Below are 20,338 nucleotides of genomic sequence, written 5' to 3'. Positions count from 1 at the left end.
TCCATTTGTGCAGCACCAGTGATCATGTTTTTGATGTAATCGGCGTGACCAGGACAATCTACGTGTGCGTAGTGACGAGCTTCTGTATCGTACTCGATGTGAGAAGTATTGATTGTAATACCACGTTCACGCTCTTCAGGAGCATTATCGATTTGTGCGAAATCTTTAACTTCACCACCGTGTACTTTAGTTAATACTGCAGAGATAGCAGCTGTTAAAGTAGTTTTACCGTGATCAACGTGTCCGATAGTACCAACGTTTACATGCGGTTTTAAACGTTCAAATTTTGCTTTAGCCATTATGTAATGCCTCTGAAATAAATTAACAAAAATAAAATAAATTTAATTAGATAGAAATCTTAAGGAATGGTGCTGATAGGCAGATTCGAACTGCCGACCTCACCCTTACCAAGGGTGCGCTCTACCAACTGAGCCATATCAGCAATCACTTAAAGATGGAGCGGACGGCGAGAATCGAACTCGCAGCTTTAGCTTGGAAGGCTAAGGTATTACCACTATACGACGTCCGCTTTTCTATCTTTAACATTGTAAAGTGGTGGAGGGAGGTGGATTCGAACCACCGAAGGCTGAGCCGTCAGATTTACAATCTGATCCCTTTGGCCACTCGGGAACCCCTCCAATACTTTTACAACAATTTTATTAATGGTGCCGACTGCCGGAGTCGAACTGGCGACCTACTGATTACAAGTCAGTTGCTCTACCAACTGAGCTAAGTCGGCACTACATTAAGTGGTGCGAATTCTAGTGGAATGTTTTGTCCCTTGCAAGCGTAAAAACAAAATAAAACCATGTTTTTAACCTTTTGATGTTTTTTTAATCGCCTAGCGTCGAAAGTCACCACAATGTATCGATATAACGAAAGCGTCAATGACTTAAAACCTTTGCATCCCGAGAAAAACAAGCTCGTTAATAATATGATGTTTAGTTGTCAATAAAGCGCCTAATTTTTCTGCGTTACCGCCAGTGATTAATACTTTATCTAATGAAACTTGTTTGTTCGCTTGTTTGATGCCTTGTTCAATAAAGCCAAGTGTTGCTGCCCAGCAAGCATTATTAACGCAATCAGAAGTATTACGGCCAAAAGAAACATTAGTATGGTGTTCCTGAGTAGCAAGCACTTGCGAAGTATTTGAGAGCAGACTGTTAAATAAAATATCAATACCGGGTAAAATCCAACCGCCTAAATGGCCACCATTATTGTCGAGTAAGTCAACAGTAGTTGCTGTGCCTGCATCAATAATAAGTATATTTTTATTCTTATACAAAATGTTAGCCGCAAGTAACGTTAACCACCGGTCAATACCCAACGTTGCGGGTTGTTGATAAGCTGAGGTAACACCAAATCGTTCACTTTCACTTTTAACATTCAAAAGTTCAATACTGTGTTGTTCCGCAAACTTTAAAAATACATCAACTAAATAAGCTTCACTGACGCTCGCGACAATAATTTTTTGTATTGATTGGGTGATGTTTGCTAGCCATTTTTCATTAATCACTTCATTACGTTCACTTTGCACTTCTGATAAAACACCTTGCTGTTCAAAAGTATATTTAGTGCGGGTATTGCCAATATCGACTAATAATCTCATGACTCTCCCCTCAAGCTAACTTCGCCACCATATACAGGAGCTACTTGGCCATCAACGTCTAATAACAAGCCGCCTTGATTATTAATACCCCGACAAATGCCTTTTTTCTCACGAGCGCCCGTGATTAACCTGACGGGTTTATTCATATAAAAATCTTGCTTAGCCCATTCACTTACCATCGTTAACAGCCCTTCATTTTGGTGCTGTTGCAACCTTAAAGAAAGCTTGGTTATTAACATGGCCGCTAGCTCATTTCGATCAATAGTCTTTTGAGGGGGCTGTTTGCTACTCTTGCTGCTAGTTATCGCTTGCTGTAGATCTGTCCAAGGTTGGTCAACTTTTTCTGCACTTTTTTGTGGCATATTAATATTTAAACCAATTCCTATTACACAATGACACGGTTCAAGTGCCTGCCCTTCTAAATCAATAAGAATACCGGCGAGCTTAACCCCACCAAAGTAAATATCATTTGGCCACTTCAACTGTACATCTATTTGATAAAGCACTTTTATTGCATCGCTCACTGCCAATGCTGAAACAACACTTAGCCCCATTGCCGTTGCTATACCTTGTTCTAGGTGCCAATACATTGACATATATATGTGTGAACCAAAAGGAGAGATCCACTTTCTACCACGACGGCCGCGACCTGAATCTTGATATTCCGCTAAACAGACTTGTAAATTATGATTTTGATTGGGTAAACGGCGCAATAAATAACTGTTTGTCGAATCAATAATATTATGCACTTCAACTTTATTCCTTTGACCCAGTTCGTTAAGTTTTTGTTGAATGTTTTTTTCATTTAGTAAGGTTAACGGTTCAGAAAGTTTATAGCCTTTTCCGGTAACGCTGTAAATATCAAGGCCCATATCTATTAAGGAGGTAATATGGTTTGATATTGCTGCACGACTCACGCCTAATTGTTCGCCCAACCACTGCCCAGAGACGAACTGGCCATTGGCTAAATATTGTATGAGCTGCTCACGAATTGCTTTTGCCATGATTAGCTTATTCCTCCTAAAATCACTTCGCCCTGCTCACCAAGTATTCTTACTTCTGGTTGAAGATATATTGCAAAACGTTCAAAAACTTTTTTTTGTACATAAATAGCTAAATCTTTGATGTCACATCCTCTCGCTGAATCAAAATTGGTAAGTACCAACGCTTGTTTATCATGTACCCCAGCACCATTGATCTGAAATCCCTTCAACGCTGACTTTTCAATTAACCACCCTGCGGCTAATTTCACCTTACCGTTATCTTGTGGATAATGAGGGATTTCTGGATGATCACGCTGTAATAACAGAAACTGCTCTGCGCTGATCACGGGGTTTTTAAAAAAACTCCCCGCATTGGGAATAACATTTGGATCAGGCAATTTACTGTTTCTTATTTTAATGACAGCCTGCATAATATCTTTAGCACTGCAATCTTTAGGTAACTCCTTAAGCCCCTGATAACTAAGTTTTGCCTGCCAATTTTTTGTGAAGCGTAAAGTAATATCAGTGATAATACCTTTATTTTTTAACTCTTGTTTAAAAACACTGTGTCGATAATTAAACTTGCACTGAGTTTTAGTGAACTGATGAGATTTATTATCAGTAAAATCAAACCAAGTAACACGCTCGATAAAGTCCGCAACTTCTACGCCATACGCGCCGATATTTTGCACAGGAGCTGCACCAACACTGCCAGGAATAAGGGCTAGATTTTCAAGACCGTTAATACCTTGGTTAATACAAAAACAAACAAGATCATGCCAGTTTTCACCACACGCAGCATTCACCTCATAAAAATCTTTTGTCTCATGAACAATAATGCCTAAAAATTCAGGTTTAATAATCGCTGGCATAATGTCTTCGACAAAAAGTGTATTACTACCCTCCCCTAAAATATAAAAGCATCCGCGCGTTACACTAGCTAGTAATTGTAGTTCTTCCTCATCTTTTGGGTAATAAATAACGGGAGTCGTTGCGTCTACAGCAAAGCTGTTATTTTTTTGTAGGGAAAATTTTTGCTGTGATTTCATAGTATAAATAGAAGTATAGGCTGGTAAAAATTTTGTCTTATTCTACCCCAGTTTTCAATAAGCGGAAGCACTTAATAGCTAGAAGAGCATTAACCTTGATTGCGTACCGGCAATTTAACAATATTATTTGTCCGTTCGTTGTAATACTTATTTTGATATTTATCAGAATCTATATTTTGACTATGATTAATAACAATACCTCCTATTGGAGCATTTACTTGCTTAAGCATACGCAGACCTGTTGTGATTTGTTCTCGCTTAGTTTTCTCACCATGAACCACATACAATACCGTTTCCACTAGTTTAGAAATAATGACAGCATCACTGACTGCATTAACCGGGGGAGTCTCTATAATAATGCGATCATAAAAATTACCAAACACTTTAATCAGCATATTAAAACGTTTCATAGATAAAAAAGCTAACGGATTAGCAGGAGAAATACCTGAGGTTAAAATATCTAACTTTAAATTTTTGTCACGAATAATACATTCATTAATCTGATGTGTTTTTGCTAATAAGTTTGATAATCCGGGACGATGCGGACTCAAATTCATATTTCTCGCCACCGTTGGATGTCGCATATCAGCCTCAATAAGCAAGACTTTTTCCATTTCACTAAACGAGCGAGCGAGATGAAGCGCGACCGTAGACTTACCTTCATTAGGTACAGAGGATGTTATCGCAATCACTTTAGCTGGCTTACTTTCTCCACTAAATAATAAAGAGGTTCTTAAGGTACGTACTGCTTCGGTAAAACGATTATCCGTATAGTAGGGATCATTCTTCTTATCAGTACTTGATGTTTGGAACTTTGGCAAAATCGCCAGAATAGGTGCTTCAGTAAAGTTTTCGAGTTTACGGCGCGAGTTTAGCGTATCCATTAACAGCTCACGCATAATTATAATTATTGAAATAATAGCAAATGATAAAATAAAACTGATAATAACCATCAACGCTTTATTAGGAGCAAATTTATTAGGCGGAGTAATCGCTTTATCTATAAATCGTACATAAAAATTTGCTTTATAATTCCCCATCGCATCCGTCTCTTTTAAACGGACAAGGTAATTATTATAAAGTTCTTTATTCGTATCTACGTCTCGCTGCAATTGTGAGAATTTATTATGTAAGCGACTTAAGCGGAGATAATCAACTTTGGCAATTGCCAAGCGATTTTCAGTCGCTTTAACTTTTTCAGAAGAATTCAAATAATCTTTTTCGATAGAAATAACGATTTCATCAACAAGTTGTACAATACGCTTTTGTAATGACTCAAGCTCGGCTTGAACGGCAATACGCTTTGGGTGTTTAGGCCCATAACGCTTCGAGAGTTCAAATATTTTTCGTTCGGCCTTTTCATCGGCACGCCGCAATTGCACTAAATCACTTTGCTTACTAATTTCTTGAAGTTCAAGTAATTGTGCGGTATTTTTTCGACGTTTTTGAATACTTTCATAAGTGACTTCTAAATCATCTTTGATTTTTTCAGCGCTAATCGCAGAAGATGTTAACTCGGTTAATTCAGAATTGACTAAGCCTGAAACACCTAAAAGATCAATAATACCTTCTTTTTCACGATATTCTTGTAATGATTCTTCAGAGGTTTCAAGTTTTTTTCCTAATTCTTCAAGTTGGTCAACCAGCCATTGCGATGTTGATTCTTTCGACGCGCTATGGATTTCATCTTGATATTGAAGGTAAGTAAAACCAATTTGGTTAGCCACTTGTTGTGCTAATTTCGGCGTGTGGGCAACAAAACTAATCTTGACCAGCTCGGTACTCGCAATAGGGGAAATAGTTAAGCGGCTTTTAAATACTGAAATTAAACTGTTAACCGTTGGCTTAACTTTACTCTTTCCGATATTAGAGAAAAAGCTAATGTTGTCATTATATTTACCACTATTAAATTCCTGATGTTCGACCAAATTTAAACTAGCAATAACACGCTCAGCAAACTTTCGTGATTTTAATAATTCATATTGGGTTTTAACTTGCTCTTTACTGGCACTAGACTCATTAAATGCGTCATTTATTGATAAGGTATTAGCCGGTTTATTACTGCCTATTTGTAAAATGGCCGTTGCTTTATAAGAGGGTTTAAGTAATGAGACATAAAAGGCCACTATTAATGAAATAAATAGTGTAAAGAATACAATTTTCCACCGCCGAGACCAAAGAGGGCTTAACACTTCTTTTAAAGCAACCTCCTGATTGGGGGCACTAAAATTTATGCTTTTATTATCGTTCAACATTACTGCTCATTATTATTTACAAGTACCATATATAATACAGTCAATAAAACTGGTCTAAAATCCTTTTGTCATGTGTTTTTTAGAAAAAACTTTGTTCTATTTTTATAATATCATCAGGGCGAATTGCCGTAGCAACATTCCCCTCTATTGTCACTTTAACGCCATTCACCATTCGAGATATTTTCCACTGGGAAGTTGACGCTCTATTTGATAGTCCCCCGGCTATTGCAATAGCTTTATCCAACGTGAGATCATCTTGATAAGGATACCCACCCGGTCGCTGAACTTGTCCATGGATAAAAAATGGTCGATACGTAGCAATGGAAACTGAAACTTGTGGATCAACGATATAATCCCCTAGCAAACCTTCCCTTATAACATTTTCTAATTTCTTTGTCGATAAACCAATCACTTGTATATCATCTAAAAAGGGAAAAGAGATAACACCTGATTTATCAATTTTTACATCGGTTGTTAAGTCATTTTCGCCATAAACGACAATATGCAATTTATCGCCCGGACCAAGTAAGTAATCGCTTGCGCCACAAACAAAGCTGCAAAACATTAAAATAGTTAATAAAGCCCCAAAACGCATATTTTTCATCCAATATTAAATAATAACACTAAAACCTAATGATAAGCTATTACGCTGATTGTTCAGGTTATCGTCACTTGCCTCTAGATCGGTAAAAGTGAATCCAACAAACAAAGTTAGCCAATCATTTCGTTGATAATTAAATTTCAGCGCTGAATACAAATAATCTTCGTTATTGGTTTGATCAAGGTAAATGATCTCTTCTTGTTTATATCCTATAGCGACTGATGTCTGAAAATAATCGGTAAATTGATGAGTGACTTTCAAATTCGTGCTGTCAACAACTCGGTAACGCTCTGTAATTCGGTTCGCTGTTTCATAATCTCGTTGCGTGTTGATGTTAATGTTACTAAAGAGGGTCGGTTGCCAATTCATATCAAATCGCCACTTAAAGCTATTATCGCCGGCAAGGTGTTGGTCTTCAAAAAAGAGTCTTTGATAACCAACTAATGCTTGCAGTTGGGTAATTGCTGTCGATTGCCACTTCATTCCTACTAATAAGGCATATTCATCTTTATTTAACGGTTTATCATGTTGAAAATCTGATTGAATATAAGTTAAGTCGACGGCAAAATATGTTTTCTCCGACAGTAAATAATCAACGCTAACATTGGCTTTATGATCAACACGGTCAAGTGCCTGATTTTTTATGCGCCTAGTTTTATAACGAAAGTCTTCTTGGCCGATTGAGAGTTTTAATTTAGCTACTGAATCAATTTGACCATATAAGTAGCCAATATTTGTGGCAACTCTTTTTTTATCGTCTCCAGTTGTTAGCGACGTAGCATTGCCTAAAGATAACCCCGTACCACGGTATTCATATTCTTCTTGTAATTTAAAATCTGCAAATAATGTTTTATTGTGGTCAAATTTAAAGAAATATTTTGGTTTAAAAGATAAGTTACTATGGTCATCTTCACCAAACTCACTAAATTGATAATGACTAATGTTTGCTTCTAATTGGATTAAATGACGAGATAATTGCGTTTGAATAAAAACTGAAGGTTCAATTTTAATATAACGAGTACTCTCTTCATCTTTATTTTGATGAAGGAAGTTACTTATTTGACCATATTCAGAAAATAGCTTTACTGTAAATTTATTACCGCTTTCAAGAAAAAAATCATTCTGGGCTCTCAGCGTAAAAGAAGTCAATAAAATAGTACATAAAAAAATTAAGGACATGAATAAAAGTCTAAATATGACCATTGAAAATAGTAAGCCTTACAAACAAGTGATTATCGCATAAACAATATGCCCTAAAAGTAAAGAAGATGAAACATTTCTGTTACATTAGTCTCTTATTATGATGAATAAAAGTTCATAAACAAGCACTTTATTGTACAGATAAGCAAAAAAAAGTATCTACTGTGCAGACTAAAACAAAAAATGCTGTTTTTAAAAGCGACATTTTTTATTCTATCATCTTAATGTTTAGCGCATACGAATACATCTAATTAGCCCTACCCGTTAACCGTTATCTGCAAATCAACAGTCGAATGAGTTGTTTAAATTTAGCATGGAGAAGACTATTCTATTGATTTGTCTCAACATTCAACATTCCCCCCAAAAAGTAATGTCTTTTGACTTTACTTTTTGACTATATATATTTTATCAGCACCTTAGATTTGCGTTGGAAGTTATACATCTGTTTTTTACCTTCAGGTAAATCGTCCATTGAACTCTCAATAAAACCTTGCTCACGAAACCAATGACCACTCACGGTTGTTAAGACGAATAAAGATATTAAGTTAAGCTCATGGGCTTTACCTTCCAAAGCCTCCATCAAGTGTTCTCCCCGGTTGCCATTACGATAATCAGGATGAATAGCCACACAAGCTATCTCTCCTGAACTAGCCTCTTGATAAGGATATAATGCAGCACAAGCGATAATAACATCTTCTTTTTTGATAACGGTGAAGCGATCAATTTCAATTTCAAGCAATTCCCGAGAACGCTTTACCAGAATGCCTTCTTCTTCTAAAGGGGCAATCAGCTCTAAAATCCCCCCTACATCATCAATACTTGCCGTACAAACTTCTTCTTTATGATCCTTTGCGATTAATGTCCCTGCACCATCACGAGTAAATAATTCTTGTAACAAAGCGGTATCGCTCTGGTAACTAACACAATGGCAACGCTCTACACCATTCTCACCACTTTGAATAATTGCTCTTAATAATAACTGGCGGACATGACAATCCTTATCATCCAATAAAGTTTTTACTCGCCGTACACTACAACTACGAATAAGCTCACCCGATTCATCAATTAAGCCATCGTCTTTCGTAAAAGTAATTAACTTATCGGCTTTAAGCGCGAGTGCCGTTTTGGTAGCAACATCTTCAAGTGCTAAATTAAAGACTTCCCCTGTAGAAGAGTAGCCAATAGGTGACAATAATACTATTGAGCCATAGTCAAGCTGGGTGTTAATACCAACAGCGTCAATTTTTCTTACACTGCCCGTATACTTATAATCAACGCCATTGAGCACGCCAATGGGTTTAGCAATAACAAAATTACCGGTGCTAACACGAATTTGTGAGCCATGCATTGGCGAATTAACTAAACCCATCGTTAACAAAGCTTCAATATGTAGTCGCATTGATCCCGTCGCATCTTTAACAGCAATAAGTGTTTCAGCATCGGTCACTCTAATATTATTTTCGATATTACGCCTAATGTTACGCTGTTCCATACGTTCTTCAATTTGTGGCCTAGCACCATGAACTAACACTAACTTAACGCCCAAACTACGCAACAAGGCAATATCATGAATAATATTGGCAAAGTTTGGATGAAGCACAGCTTCACCGCCGAACATAAGCACAACTGTTTTTCCTCGGTGTGCATTAATATAGGGCGCGGCATTTCTAAACCATTTAACATAATTTTGTTCGTTATTATTCATGCTGTCCTTTTTCTAAGTTATGAAGACCTGTTATTTATACTCAGCAGCGGAGCCGCTAAGTATCATTGCTAAAGTGAATGCTTCACCTCAATCATTTTAAATGGCGACTAACATTATGCCTGTTGAGGCAGACTCAGTATGTATGCCATCGCAACTTCGTCTGCCGGGTCTTTATGCGGACTAGGTTCACTGTCTTCAATAATATTATCTGCAAGTGAATTTTTATCAATTAAGTTAAAGCCAAGCGACTGAAAGTATTGTGGAATATAAGTTAAAACAATAATTTGTTCTAATTCCATTTGATAAGCGAACTCTAACAAATATTGCACAAGTGCTTTACCTTGACCTTGCTGCTGCTCACTACCTTGTACGACAACTGAGCGTATTTCAGCTAAACCTGTTTGATAGATATAAAGCGATGCAGTACCAACAACATTACCGTCAAGTTCGGCGACAACAAAATTTTGAATGTCATGAATAATATTGTCACGTGACCGTGGCAATATTTCACCTTTATCTGCCCAAAAGTTGGTTAGTTGATAAATTCTGTCCACATCTGACATTCTCGCTCGACGAACTGACATAGCCGCAGCTCGCTGAGCGTTTAGTCGCTGCTTGACCTGTTTAAGTGCGACTTGAATTCTTTGCTTACCGGGCGCACCAACAACCTGCTCATTTAAAATGGCTTCATTGCCAGACTGGGTCGTCGCCAGCGCTTTTTTAACTTGAGAACGAGAAGTCCCCCCCAGTGCTTCACGTTTATTAAGCGTTGATTCAATCGAAAGGTGCTGATAAACATCTTGCTCAATTCTCTCACTGAATTCTTGAAGTTGGCTTATGGTTAAGTCTTCTAAAGGTACACCTTTATCAATAGCTGCTAGCACAACTTCACCGACAATATGGTGTGCTTCACGAAACGGAATATCTTTACCAACTAGATAGTCGGCAAGCTCAGTGGCATTGGCATAACCTTGTTGCGCTGCAGCTAATGTTCGTGAACGGTTTACTTTCAAACCATCCGCAACGAGCACTGCCATTTCCATACATTCTTGCCAAGTATCAAGCGAATCAAATAAACCTTCTTTGTCTTCTTGCATATCTTTATTGTAGGCAAGTGCTAACGCTTTCATCGTGGTTAACATCCCCGTTAAAGCGCCAAAAACACGCCCTGACTTACCACGAATTAATTCACAGGCATCAGGATTTTTCTTTTGTGGCATTAATGACGAACCAGAACTCACTAGATCACTCATTTCTACGAACCCTGCTTCTCCTGAATTGTAGAAAATTAAATCTTCTGCAAAACGTGACAAATGCATCATTGAGATACTTGCTGAAGCCAGTAACTCAATAACGTGGTCTCGGTCAGAAACAGCATCAAGACTATTCATCGTTGCCGTTCTAAAACCTAAACGATTAGCCAGTGCGTTTCTATCAATAGGATACGCAGTACCCGCTAAAGCACCTGAGCCCAATGGCGAAACATCTAAACGATAAAGCGCATCTTTTAAACGTCCAATATCACGATTAAACATTTCTACATACGCTAAGCACCAATGGCCAAAAGTTATTGGCTGCGCTCTTTGTAAATGAGTATAGCCCGGTAACACGGTATCTTTTTCACGTTCAGCTAGGTTCATCATCGCTTGTTGTAGATTCACTAGGGCGAAGAGTAAATCGCCTCCTTTTTCTTTACACCAAAGCTTTAAGTCAGTCGCTACTTGATCATTACGACTGCGTCCCGTATGAAGCTTTTTACCTAAGTCTCCGGTCTTTTCAATAAGCTGGATCTCTACCCAACTATGAATATCTTCAGCATCAGACAACAGGATTTGCTTAGGATTTTTTTCTACCGAGGTTTTTAATTCTTGTAATGCACCCGTTAAACGAACCAGCTCACCGTCGTTTATTACCCCTACCTCATGAATTGCCTGTGCCCAAGCCATTGAACCGACAATATCTTGTACTGCCATGCGGTAATCTACGGGTAAAGAGTCATTAAATTTTTTAAATTGTAAACTCGCTTTTTCTTTAAAACGTCCGCCCCATAAAGCCATGACTATTTATCCTTGTTCTTTAACACAGTGTCTTTTTGCGAAAGTGCGGTGATCCGGCTTGATAAACTAAAGAGGCGAATAAAACCTTCTGCATGTTTTTGGTCGTAAACATCGTCAGCTCCAAAAGTCGCGAAGGCTTCAGAATATAAAGAATTAGGTGAACGACGTTGAATAACTTGCGCCATCCCTTTATATAACTTAACAACTACATCACCCGTCAGTTTTTCAGCAAAAGAGGCTGCTGAAGCCAATTGAGCTTTAGCAAGCGGGGTAAACCAACGACCATCATAAATGACATGTGAAAACTCAAGACCGACTGATTCACGATATTTAAGTGACTCTTTGTCAAGAATAAGCGTTTCTAAACCTTTATAAGCCGCCATTAAAATAGTGCCGCCGGGTGTTTCATAACAACCACGAGACTTCATGCCGACCAAACGATTTTCGACAATATCAATTCTGCCAACACCATGAGCCGCACCTTTAGCATTTAAATACATTAGCGCTTGATAAGCGCCGGCACCTTTTGGTGAAAAATCTTTACCATCAATAGCAACGAGCTCACCGTCAGCAAAACTTAATTGTACTTTTTCAGGGATGTCCGGTGCATCCATTGGATCAACTGTCATGGTCCAGACTTCTTTTGATGGCTCACACCAAGGGTCTTCTAATTCACCACCCTCATGAGAAATATGCCAAGCATTAGCGTCACGACTATAAATTTTATCCAGTGATGCTGCACATGGAATATCACGCTCGGCTAAATAATCAAGTAAGTCTTCACGCGAAACCATATCCCACTCACGCCATGGCGCAATAACAGTTAACTCTGGAGCAAGCGCGGCAAAACAAGATTCAAAACGCACTTGGTCGTTACCTTTACCGGTACAACCATGACAAACCGCATCAGCACCCACCTTAAGTGCCACTTCTATATGTGCTTTAGCAATAATAGGGCGTGCCATTGACGTACCTAGTAAATATTGGCCTTCGTAAACCGCCCCTGTTTTCAAAATAGGGTAAATATATTCTTTAACATATTCTTCTTTAAGATCTGCCACGTAGCATTCAGAGGCACCAGAGGCGATAGCTTTTTCTTTAATACCTTTAAGCTCTTCGTCGCCTTGACCCACATCAGCACAGAATGCGATCACTTCACAATTGTCATAATTTTCTTTTAACCATGGAATGATAGCTGAAGTATCTAATCCGCCAGAATAAGCTAATACTACTTTTTTGATTTGTTTCTTTGTTGCTAAAGCCATTGCCTTGTTCCTACTTAATCTTGATAAATGGTTATGCTGAATATATTTCAGCAGCTGACCTAATGTTTTTTACTGAATTATTTAGCTAATAACGTAACGAGTACGGCATTTTGTGCCCACATTCTATTTTCTGCTTCTTGGAAAACCACCGACATTTCGCTGTCAAAAAGTGCGGCGGTTATCTCTTCCCCTAAATGTGCGGGTTGGCAGTGCATAACAATACTTGCACCACTATTTTTCATCATTTGATGGTTAACTTGATACGGCGCAAACGTTTCTAAAAGTGCCACTTTTTTACCGGCATTTTCATCACCCATTGATACCCATGTATCGGTATAAATAACATCTTGCTGCCCTAAGTTTGCAACACTTGAGGTAAGTACTAACTTACCCCCTGACTCTTTAGCAAAAGTTTTGGCTTTATTCAACAAGCTTTCCTCTGGCGCATGCCCTTCAGGACAAACCAAAGTAAAATCAATCCCGACTATTGCCGCCATAAACATCAACGAATTTGAAACGTTATTACCATCACCTACATAAGCTAGTTTAACTTTTGACAAATCGGCAAAGTTTTCTTGCAAGGTAACAAAATCAGCTAACGCTTGGCACGGGTGATAAATATCACAAAGTGCGTTAATCACCGGTACACTTGCGTACTTGGCTAAGCCTTCAATAGCACTGTTTTCAAAAACACGCGCAACAATAGCGTCAGCATAACAAGAAAGATTTTTAGCATAATCGCTGACTCTTTCACGCTCACCTAGCTTGCCATTTTGCTGGCCTAAATATAGCGCATGGCCGCCTAATTTGTTAATCCCCATATCAAAACTAACGTGCGTTCTTAATGAGGGTTTTTCAAAAATCATCGCAACAGATTTACCTGCTAAAGCTTGACTGTAATCGCTAGGATAATTTTTAATATTTATCGCTAAAGAAATAAGATCGGTTATTTGTGTTTTAGTCAGTTGATCATCGGCTAAAAAATTTTCTAATTTTGCTACTGGTGACGTTGCTTTTGACATAATGCGTGTTATCCGAAAAAGTAATTAAAGTAAACATAACTTAAAGAGGGCTAATGAGGTTGAATGCGCGTACCTATTGCATCCCCTTTTAGTAAGTTGATAATTTGTTCAGGCGATTGCCAACTAGCAACCGCGATACTTCGTCGTAATTGACTTGCTGCCTGAAAAGCTGCATTGACTTTAGCGGTCATACCGCCAGCAATGACCCCCTGCTCGATTAATGTATTAGCTTGAGTTTTACTCAGCGAAGCCATATATTCGCCACTCGCATCTTTTACGCCATTAACATCGGTTAACAGTAACAACTCGGCATTTAATAGCTGGCAAATCGCGACAGCCGCATCATCAGCATTCACATTCACTAATTCACCACTAGCTAATGAGCCAATAGAAGAGACAACGGGTAAAAAGTTTGCGCTTAGCAAGGTATCAAGTAATTTACTGTTATTAGCATGTGGTACTCCAACCATACCGAGGTTTTTGGCACTTAAAAGACAAGTAACCATATCGCCATCGACAAGCGACAAGCCGACCGCCTGCATATTCAAGCTTGCCGCCGTAGCAACAATCGCTTTATTAACACTACCAGCCAACGCGCCAGCAATAATTGGCATTTGGTCTTTAGGTGTAACACGTAAACCGTGTTTTTTTTCTGTGGTAAAACCAGATTGACTGAGCATTTCATCAACAACACAACCACCACCATGCACTAAAACAACCGCCTGATTTTTTAATAACGCGATAATTTTTAATAAATCAGTGAGTGCATCTTTTTTTTCAAGAATGGCGCCACCAATTTTAATCACTAACGGCTTGTTAGTCTTATTACTGATTAACGTATTTATTGGCATAGTCATTAACATTTTCCCAAGGTTACATTATTTAGCAAACTATATTCACTGGGTAAGCCCAAAGAAATATTTGCACATTGCACCGCCTGTGAAGCCGCACCTTTTAGTAAATTATCAATAGCACAACTGACCACAACCACATGCTTTTCTTCATCGACTTGCCAATGGACATCGGCAAACGGTGTGTTAGCCACATTGTCTATTTTGGGCCAAGTCCCTGTTAAACGTACCAAGGGTTCATCTTGATATGCACAAGCAAAGGCTTCATCAATTTGTTTGGTCGTAACACCGGCCTTAATTTGCAAGGTTACCGTCGCCATTAAGCCTCTTTTATAAGGCGCAAGATGCGGATTAAAAATAACCTGTGCATTCGCTTCTTGGCTTATTTCAGGTTGATGCCGATGCTGTAAAATATTATAAGGAGTTAAACTCACTTCATAAAAACTTGTCGCTAATGAGGCTTTTCTTCCCGCGCCACTAACACCACTAATCCCATTAACAACAATAAGTGAATTTTCAAGATGATACTTATTAGACGTAATAGGCTTTAGTGATAATAAGCTTGCAGTTGGATAACAGCCCGGCACAGCAACTAATTGCGTACTCGCAATATCTTCTTGCTGCCATTCGGCTAAACCGTACTTTGCTTGAGCCAGTGCCGATAAGTTTTTATGTTCAAAACCATAAAAGGTTGGATAATCTGCACTCTTTTTGAGGCGAAACCCGCCTGAAAGATCAAAAACCTTCACACCTTTTTCAACAAAAGCTTGCGCCCAGTCGGCACTAAACTCATGTGGTGTCGCAAAGAATACCGCATCAAGTTCTTGTGCTGTTTTATCAAACCAACGTGGTGAGAAGCACACTAAAGGTAAATCACAGACACCTAAGTAACGCGGATGTAATTGCGAAAAGGTCATATCTGCCGAGCTACTTTTTTCTGATACCAGTAAATACTCAAGGGAAATTTTGTCGTGCGCAGACAATAAATTAATCAGTTCAGCGCCCACATATCCACTTGCTCCAATAACCGCGACTTTCATACAACCTCATCTATTAATTTTTAATCAACCTAAGTAGCGAGAGAAAATAAATAATCTTCAATAGGCTTCTTTTATTAGGTTATTTACACTAGAATTAGAAAATAACACCTGATGACTTGTTATGCAACAAATAAGCATAACTACCCATGATATTTATTTATTCTTATTTCTAATCGTGAGCTCTTATGAAAAATTTACCAAACTTTACCCATTCATTAACGCAACTTATTGCCAGTGCTTCGATTAGTTCAACACAAGCAAGTTGGGATCAAGGAAATTTAGCCGTAATTCAACTGCTAGCGACGTGGTTTGAACAGCTCGGTTTTAGTATTGAGATTCAAGCCGTACCCGCAACCCGTAAAAAATATAACTTATTAGCAAAACTTGGCAGCGGAGAAGGAGGATTATTACTCGCAGGTCATAGTGACACCGTACCTTTTGATGAAAATCGTTGGCAGTCAGACCCACTGAAAGTCGTCGACAAAGATAATAAATTTTATGGTTTAGGTACTTGTGACATGAAAGGTTTTTTTGCCTTTATTTTACAAGTTTGTAAAGGGTTATCAGCGAAACAACTCAAAAAACCGCTTTATATTTTAGCCACTGCAGATGAAGAAACCACTATGGCAGGCGCGCGTTTTTTCACCCAAAACCAACAGATAAAACCAGATGTTGCCATTATTGGTGAGCCAACAAATTTGGTCCCTGTCATCATGCATAAAGGGCATATGTCACATCGCATAACTATTCAAGGTCAATCAGGGCACTCAAGTAAACCAAGTTTAGGCGTTAATGCTATAGAAATTATGTATCAGGTGATTGGCCAATTAATGCAGCTCAAAGAAAAATTGGCTCACAATTATAGTAATCAAGCCTTTGATGTAAAAGAGCCAACGCTGAATTTAGGCGCAATACATGGTGGCGATAATGCCAATAGAATTTGCGGTCACTGCGAGTTAGATATTGATATGCGAGCACTGCCGGGGATGACTGACAGCGAACTGATTCAATTGCTCAGCGAAGCCCTAAAGCCGCTTGCTGAAAAATATCCTCACCGAGTTTCGTTTAATGAATTAGACCCTAGCTCCCCCAGTTTTGAACAAAACCAAAGCAGTGGGTTAGTAACAATAGCTGAAGAAATAAGTGGTCACTCATGTTGCGCGGTAAATTATGCGACTGAAGCACCTTTTATTCAACAGCTTGGCTGTCAAACTATTGTTTTAGGCCCAGGTTCTATTGACCAGGCTCATCAACCCAATGAGTTTTTAGCGCATAGTGAAATTGATAAAACTGAAGTTATATTAACAAAAATGATTCAGCGTTATTGTTTATAGGGATTATTTAAAAATAGTACATCGTCGCTCTATGATACTTGCGAGATCACAACATACCTTGACCTGCAGGGATGCACTCATGCCTTGGAAGACAGGATGTCTGAGAAAGGCCATCCTGAACATCACCACTCTTTGCCATTCATGGCACCGTGACATACCGTTCATCCTGAACATCACCACTCTTTGCCATCCATGGCACCGTGACATACCGTTCATCCTGAACATAAAAAAGCAAAGCTTTGTCGCTTTGCATTTTATTGTCTAACTTATGAGTGAGCGATTAAAGACTTAGCAAAAGCCTGTTAATAATTAAGTCATATCCTCAAACGGATTTTCTTTTGGTAAAGCAATGCTATTGGTAAAACCTGTCATAGAGATGTTATCGCAATTAATTTCAATATCGTCATCGCCTAAAACACCCTTACCAAATTTATATATTAATTCAAATTGTCCGTTATTCGCCTTCTCTTGATAGACTTTTTGCTTCGCTTCAACCGCTGACAACTTTTCTTGGTAACTTGCTATATCTTCAATACTATAACGTTTTTTCAGCATTGAAAGAGTTACATCTGGTGAAAGTAAGGTGGCTGTTGCATTGTTGCCACCAAAACCTTTCGAATTAATAAAGGCAACATCCATGGCTTCACACTGCCAGTGATCAAGTGCGATGTTTAAACGTTCATTATAAACATCGTCAGCAACGGCGTTAATCGTTGTAATACCCGGCATAATATTATGGGCAAAAACACCTAAAGCCATAGTGATTTGATCGCCACTTGCAGGAGCAATAGTATGACCAACAAAAGCTTTTGGCGCAGCAACTGGCCAATGATGAATATCAAATGTTTCCGCTAAACGATGATAAATTAACGATTCTGTTACGCGATTTTGTGGCGTACTTGAACCATGAGCCAGTATAAAGCTGCGTTTCTGTACTGATTCATCACCTAAAATGCTTTTTGCGAGTGCCACTGATTTCGCCATAGTAATATAATTACCAGGACCAGGAGCGGTAATAGATTTTTTAATACCGTCAGCATTAATGAAGACATCGGCAACAGAGCCCAAAGGCTTAGCCCCTAATTCAATCGCTAACTTATCATCCATAATAACTAAGAAGTGTGCGGCTTCACCAATAGTAAAACCACAGTTTTCACCAAATGGACGACTGGTATTACGGTGATCGGCTTGCCCTTGTGTAATGCCATCAAGTTTTTTCAAACCTTCTTCATTCGCCAAGGCACTCATGTTGCCAAAACCTTCAATAATTTCTGGTGTTATTGGACTTTCGCTACTGCCTACAATAGCAACACGTACACGACCTGACTTAATGTCTTGAATCGCGTTACGTAAGTTATAAAGAAAACTCGCACAAGCGCCAGTCGAGGTTGAGGTAGTACCAACACTGCCAGTAACATAGCCATTAATGAAGTCAGCCGACATGGTATTTAGACCTAACGCTAAATTTTTAGTGGTTACACGATCGCCATGAAGACGGTTTTGCAACATACCACCCAACCCTTCTGATTGCATTTGACCAAAAGCTGAAGATGAATAAGTTCCCACATGATCAGGACTTACTTTTTCTAAAATTTCATCCCAGCTAAAACCTGTTGAATGAATAGCATCTGCCGCGCCAAAAATAGTGGTTTGTAAACCACGCGGCTGATAGCGGCTATTATATAAAGTGGACGGTTCAAAACCGGTAGGTAATTGTCCTGCGGCCTTAATTGGGTTGTCACGATAACTACTATGTTTAATCTCTAAATTATCCGTAATTTCAACTTTGACACGTTTATCTACTAACGGTGTTATTTTCCAAGAGCGTGGCAAAGGTTTGGGTAATTCTTTTTCTTTAATTTCAAAAGTAATGTTATCAGCGCTTGGTGTCGCAAGCATATGCGTATGGCAATGCGTTGCGTCAGGGTCAAAGTGATTACTTTCAATTTTACGGATAAGTGTACCATCTAGAATTTGCTGGCCAAAACGTGCTTCTACTGTGTTTAATGCAACGCTATTACCCTCAGCATCAAGTAACTGACCGTCTTGGAAAGTTAAAATATTCATCAGCGTGGCTAGGCCAACAAAAGTTTCTTGACGCGCTTCTGCTGTTAATTTGTCGATAACAATACGACGAAAACCTTGATGAAAGGAGGTGCGGCCGGCAGCATTTACGCCGCCCATGCCAACAATAATAGGTAAAGCAGTCATTTATAATTCTCTTAAATACATGAGTCGTAATTCTTATCGTTAGTGTAAAAAGAAACGTTAATAATTAATTGTTGTTATCAGCCATAAATAATACAATAACAGCCAAAAATCACGAAAGTTACTGATATGCCACTAAAGATAGCTCGTAAAACGGTAAATATTGCCTTAGTTTTATATGATCATATGCTAGCAACTAGTGTAAGTTTACCTATTGAGATGCTCAGGGCTGGAGAAGCTTTTGCGCGCAGAGAAAATAGGCGTTCACCTAAACTTAATATAGAAATGGTCAGTGAAAATCTAGCTCCTGTACGTACAAGAGCTCTTATTAAGCTTTATCCAGATGTAGATATTGAACATGCACAATGCCCTGATTATATTTTTATACCGAGTCTTTGGCGCAACCCTCGTCCATTAATTAAAAAGCACCCCAAAGTGGTCAATTGGCTCAATGATATGTGGCAACAAGGTTCGACACTGATTGGTGGAGGCACTGGGGTTTGTTTTATTGCCGAGTCGGGCTTACTTGATCAACACCCAGCAACAACACACTGGCATTATGTTGAGCAATTCAAACGAAATTATCCGAAAGTAGAACTCAAACCTGACTTTTTTATCACGCAGTCTGAACGTATTTATTGTGCGGCGAGCTTAAATGCCTTAGCTGATATTACCGTGCATGTTATTCATCAAACTTATGGTGAACCAGCCGCTCAGCACGTAGAGCGTAATTTTTCTCATGAAATTAGAAAACCTTATGAAGAGCAGCGATATTTAGAAGGAGCGGTTGATCGCCACCCTGATGAATTGATCACTCAAATTCAATTTTGGATGCGAACCAATCTCTCATCAACATTAACCCTCTCTGAAATTGCCTTACAATTTGAGATTAGCGAGAGAACGTTTAGCCGACGATTTAAGAATGCGACAGGAGTTAGCGCTTCTCATTATTGGCAAAAGGTGAGGGTTGAAACGGTGAAAGATTTGTTGTCATCAAGTAATTTATCAATACAAGAAATAGCGTTTCAAGTCGGTTACCAAGACCAAGGCCAACTAACAAGGCTTTTTAAGAAACAATTAACACTTACGCCAAGAGATTATCGCGCGATGGTGAGAAAAAAACTTTTTATGTAATATAATAAACAATACATCAATTAAA

Annotated in this window: 16 protein-coding genes and 4 tRNA genes; 2 read left to right on the top strand and 18 right to left on the bottom strand. The window is 38.7% G+C overall.

What is annotated here, in order from left to right; all coding sequences use genetic code 11:
* The 17 genes from H4J52_RS02865 to argC form a co-directional block, all read right to left on the bottom strand.
* A partial coding sequence (locus H4J52_RS02865) for a GTP-binding protein (RefSeq protein WP_259366696.1) occupies positions 1 to 299 on the bottom strand: 299 nt, incomplete at its 3' end.
* A 67-nt stretch (positions 300 to 366) separates the two neighbouring features.
* A tRNA-Thr gene (locus H4J52_RS02860) sits at positions 367 to 442 on the bottom strand.
* Between the two features lie 13 nt (positions 443 to 455).
* Positions 456 to 529 (bottom strand) — tRNA-Gly (locus H4J52_RS02855).
* 24 nt (positions 530 to 553) lie between these two features.
* Positions 554 to 638, bottom strand: a tRNA-Tyr gene (locus H4J52_RS02850).
* 25 nt (positions 639 to 663) lie between these two features.
* Positions 664 to 739 (bottom strand) — tRNA-Thr (locus tag H4J52_RS02845).
* A gap of 153 nt (positions 740 to 892) precedes the next feature.
* Entirely contained in the window at positions 893 to 1,609 is a 717-nt protein-coding gene (locus tag H4J52_RS02840) for a type III pantothenate kinase (RefSeq protein ID WP_182181453.1), read from the bottom strand.
* Positions 1,606 to 2,613: a bifunctional biotin--[acetyl-CoA-carboxylase] ligase/biotin operon repressor BirA gene (gene birA, locus H4J52_RS02835; RefSeq protein WP_182181454.1), complete on the bottom strand. Its 1,008-nt coding sequence runs from the start codon at positions 2,611 to 2,613 to the stop codon at positions 1,606 to 1,608. Before birA ends, H4J52_RS02840 begins: the two co-directional genes overlap by 4 nt.
* 2 nt (positions 2,614 to 2,615) lie before the next feature.
* On the bottom strand, positions 2,616 to 3,641 hold the full coding sequence (gene murB / locus H4J52_RS02830; RefSeq protein ID WP_182181455.1) for a UDP-N-acetylmuramate dehydrogenase: 1,026 nt from the start codon (positions 3,639 to 3,641) through the stop codon (positions 2,616 to 2,618).
* Between the two features lie 89 nt (positions 3,642 to 3,730).
* On the bottom strand, positions 3,731 to 5,896 hold the full coding sequence (locus H4J52_RS02825; protein ID WP_182181456.1) for a polysaccharide biosynthesis tyrosine autokinase: 2,166 nt from the start codon (positions 5,894 to 5,896) through the stop codon (positions 3,731 to 3,733).
* A 79-nt stretch (positions 5,897 to 5,975) separates the two neighbouring features.
* The gene (locus H4J52_RS02820; RefSeq protein ID WP_182181457.1) at positions 5,976 to 6,491 is read right to left on the bottom strand and encodes a polysaccharide biosynthesis/export family protein; all 516 of its coding nucleotides are present in this window, start codon (positions 6,489 to 6,491) and stop codon (positions 5,976 to 5,978) included.
* A gap of 15 nt (positions 6,492 to 6,506) precedes the next feature.
* Positions 6,507 to 7,676: an outer membrane beta-barrel protein gene (locus H4J52_RS02815; RefSeq protein WP_182224179.1), complete on the bottom strand. Its 1,170-nt coding sequence runs from the start codon at positions 7,674 to 7,676 to the stop codon at positions 6,507 to 6,509.
* Positions 7,677 to 8,091: 415 nt separating this feature from the next.
* Positions 8,092 to 9,402 (bottom strand): amino-acid N-acetyltransferase, encoded by a 1,311-nt coding sequence (argA, locus tag H4J52_RS02810; protein ID WP_182181459.1) that lies wholly within the window; start codon positions 9,400 to 9,402, stop codon positions 8,092 to 8,094.
* 113 nt (positions 9,403 to 9,515) lie between these two features.
* Entirely contained in the window at positions 9,516 to 11,459 is a 1,944-nt protein-coding gene (gene argH / locus H4J52_RS02805) for an argininosuccinate lyase (protein WP_182181460.1), read from the bottom strand.
* A 2-nt stretch (positions 11,460 to 11,461) separates the two neighbouring features.
* Positions 11,462 to 12,724: an argininosuccinate synthase gene (locus H4J52_RS02800; protein ID WP_182181461.1), complete on the bottom strand. Its 1,263-nt coding sequence runs from the start codon at positions 12,722 to 12,724 to the stop codon at positions 11,462 to 11,464.
* Between the two features lie 77 nt (positions 12,725 to 12,801).
* Positions 12,802 to 13,746 (bottom strand): ornithine carbamoyltransferase, encoded by a 945-nt coding sequence (locus tag H4J52_RS02795; protein ID WP_182181462.1) that lies wholly within the window; start codon positions 13,744 to 13,746, stop codon positions 12,802 to 12,804.
* 50 nt (positions 13,747 to 13,796) lie between these two features.
* Positions 13,797 to 14,603 carry an acetylglutamate kinase gene (gene argB / locus H4J52_RS02790; RefSeq protein WP_259366712.1) on the bottom strand — a complete coding sequence of 269 codons (807 nt, stop codon included), beginning with the start codon at positions 14,601 to 14,603 and terminating at the stop codon, positions 13,797 to 13,799.
* Entirely contained in the window at positions 14,603 to 15,637 is a 1,035-nt protein-coding gene (argC, locus tag H4J52_RS02785) for an N-acetyl-gamma-glutamyl-phosphate reductase (protein ID WP_182181463.1), read from the bottom strand. The genes argB and argC overlap by 1 nt, the downstream gene beginning before the upstream one ends.
* A 185-nt stretch (positions 15,638 to 15,822) precedes the next feature.
* Between argC and argE the strand changes: the two genes are divergently transcribed.
* Positions 15,823 to 16,971, top strand: a complete 1,149-nt coding sequence (argE, locus tag H4J52_RS02780) for an acetylornithine deacetylase (protein ID WP_182181464.1) — start codon at positions 15,823 to 15,825, stop codon at positions 16,969 to 16,971.
* A 309-nt stretch (positions 16,972 to 17,280) separates the two neighbouring features.
* Here argE and H4J52_RS02775 read toward each other — a convergent pair whose 3' ends face one another.
* Entirely contained in the window at positions 17,281 to 19,182 is a 1,902-nt protein-coding gene (locus H4J52_RS02775; RefSeq protein ID WP_182181465.1) for a beta-ketoacyl synthase, read from the bottom strand.
* A gap of 126 nt (positions 19,183 to 19,308) precedes the next feature.
* Between H4J52_RS02775 and H4J52_RS02770 the strand changes: the two genes are divergently transcribed.
* Positions 19,309 to 20,313 carry a GlxA family transcriptional regulator gene (locus H4J52_RS02770; RefSeq protein WP_182181466.1) on the top strand — a complete coding sequence of 335 codons (1,005 nt, stop codon included), beginning with the start codon at positions 19,309 to 19,311 and terminating at the stop codon, positions 20,311 to 20,313.
* Positions 20,314 to 20,338: the final 25 nt, after the last annotated feature.

This window comes from Colwellia sp. MB02u-14 (assembly GCF_014076915.1).
Classification (GTDB): Bacteria; Pseudomonadota; Gammaproteobacteria; order Enterobacterales; family Alteromonadaceae; genus Colwellia_A.
Note: the sequence above shows the minus strand (reverse complement) of the source record. Positions and strands in the feature narration are given on the sequence as shown.

Excerpts from the sequence above, each read along its gene's own strand:
- H4J52_RS02840 (WP_182181453.1), bottom strand. The coding sequence starts at position 1,609 with ATGAGATTATTAGTCGATATTGGCAATACCCGCACTAAATATACTTTT.
- birA (WP_182181454.1), bottom strand. The coding sequence starts at position 2,613 with ATGGCAAAAGCAATTCGTGAGCAGCTCATACAATATTTAGCCAATGGC.
- murB (WP_182181455.1), bottom strand. The coding sequence starts at position 3,641 with ATGAAATCACAGCAAAAATTTTCCCTACAAAAAAATAACAGCTTTGCT.
- H4J52_RS02825 (WP_182181456.1), bottom strand. The coding sequence starts at position 5,896 with ATGTTGAACGATAATAAAAGCATAAATTTTAGTGCCCCCAATCAGGAG.
- H4J52_RS02820 (WP_182181457.1), bottom strand. The coding sequence starts at position 6,491 with ATGCGTTTTGGGGCTTTATTAACTATTTTAATGTTTTGCAGCTTTGTT.
- H4J52_RS02815 (WP_182224179.1), bottom strand. The coding sequence starts at position 7,676 with ATGTCCTTAATTTTTTTATGTACTATTTTATTGACTTCTTTTACGCTG.
- argA (WP_182181459.1), bottom strand. The coding sequence starts at position 9,402 with ATGAATAATAACGAACAAAATTATGTTAAATGGTTTAGAAATGCCGCG.
- argH (WP_182181460.1), bottom strand. The coding sequence starts at position 11,459 with ATGGCTTTATGGGGCGGACGTTTTAAAGAAAAAGCGAGTTTACAATTT.
- H4J52_RS02800 (WP_182181461.1), bottom strand. The coding sequence starts at position 12,724 with ATGGCTTTAGCAACAAAGAAACAAATCAAAAAAGTAGTATTAGCTTAT.
- H4J52_RS02795 (WP_182181462.1), bottom strand. The coding sequence starts at position 13,746 with ATGTCAAAAGCAACGTCACCAGTAGCAAAATTAGAAAATTTTTTAGCC.
- argB (WP_259366712.1), bottom strand. The coding sequence starts at position 14,603 with ATGACTATGCCAATAAATACGTTAATCAGTAATAAGACTAACAAGCCG.
- argC (WP_182181463.1), bottom strand. The coding sequence starts at position 15,637 with ATGAAAGTCGCGGTTATTGGAGCAAGTGGATATGTGGGCGCTGAACTG.
- argE (WP_182181464.1), top strand. The coding sequence starts at position 15,823 with ATGAAAAATTTACCAAACTTTACCCATTCATTAACGCAACTTATTGCC.
- H4J52_RS02775 (WP_182181465.1), bottom strand. The coding sequence starts at position 19,182 with ATGACTGCTTTACCTATTATTGTTGGCATGGGCGGCGTAAATGCTGCC.
- H4J52_RS02770 (WP_182181466.1), top strand. The coding sequence starts at position 19,309 with ATGCCACTAAAGATAGCTCGTAAAACGGTAAATATTGCCTTAGTTTTA.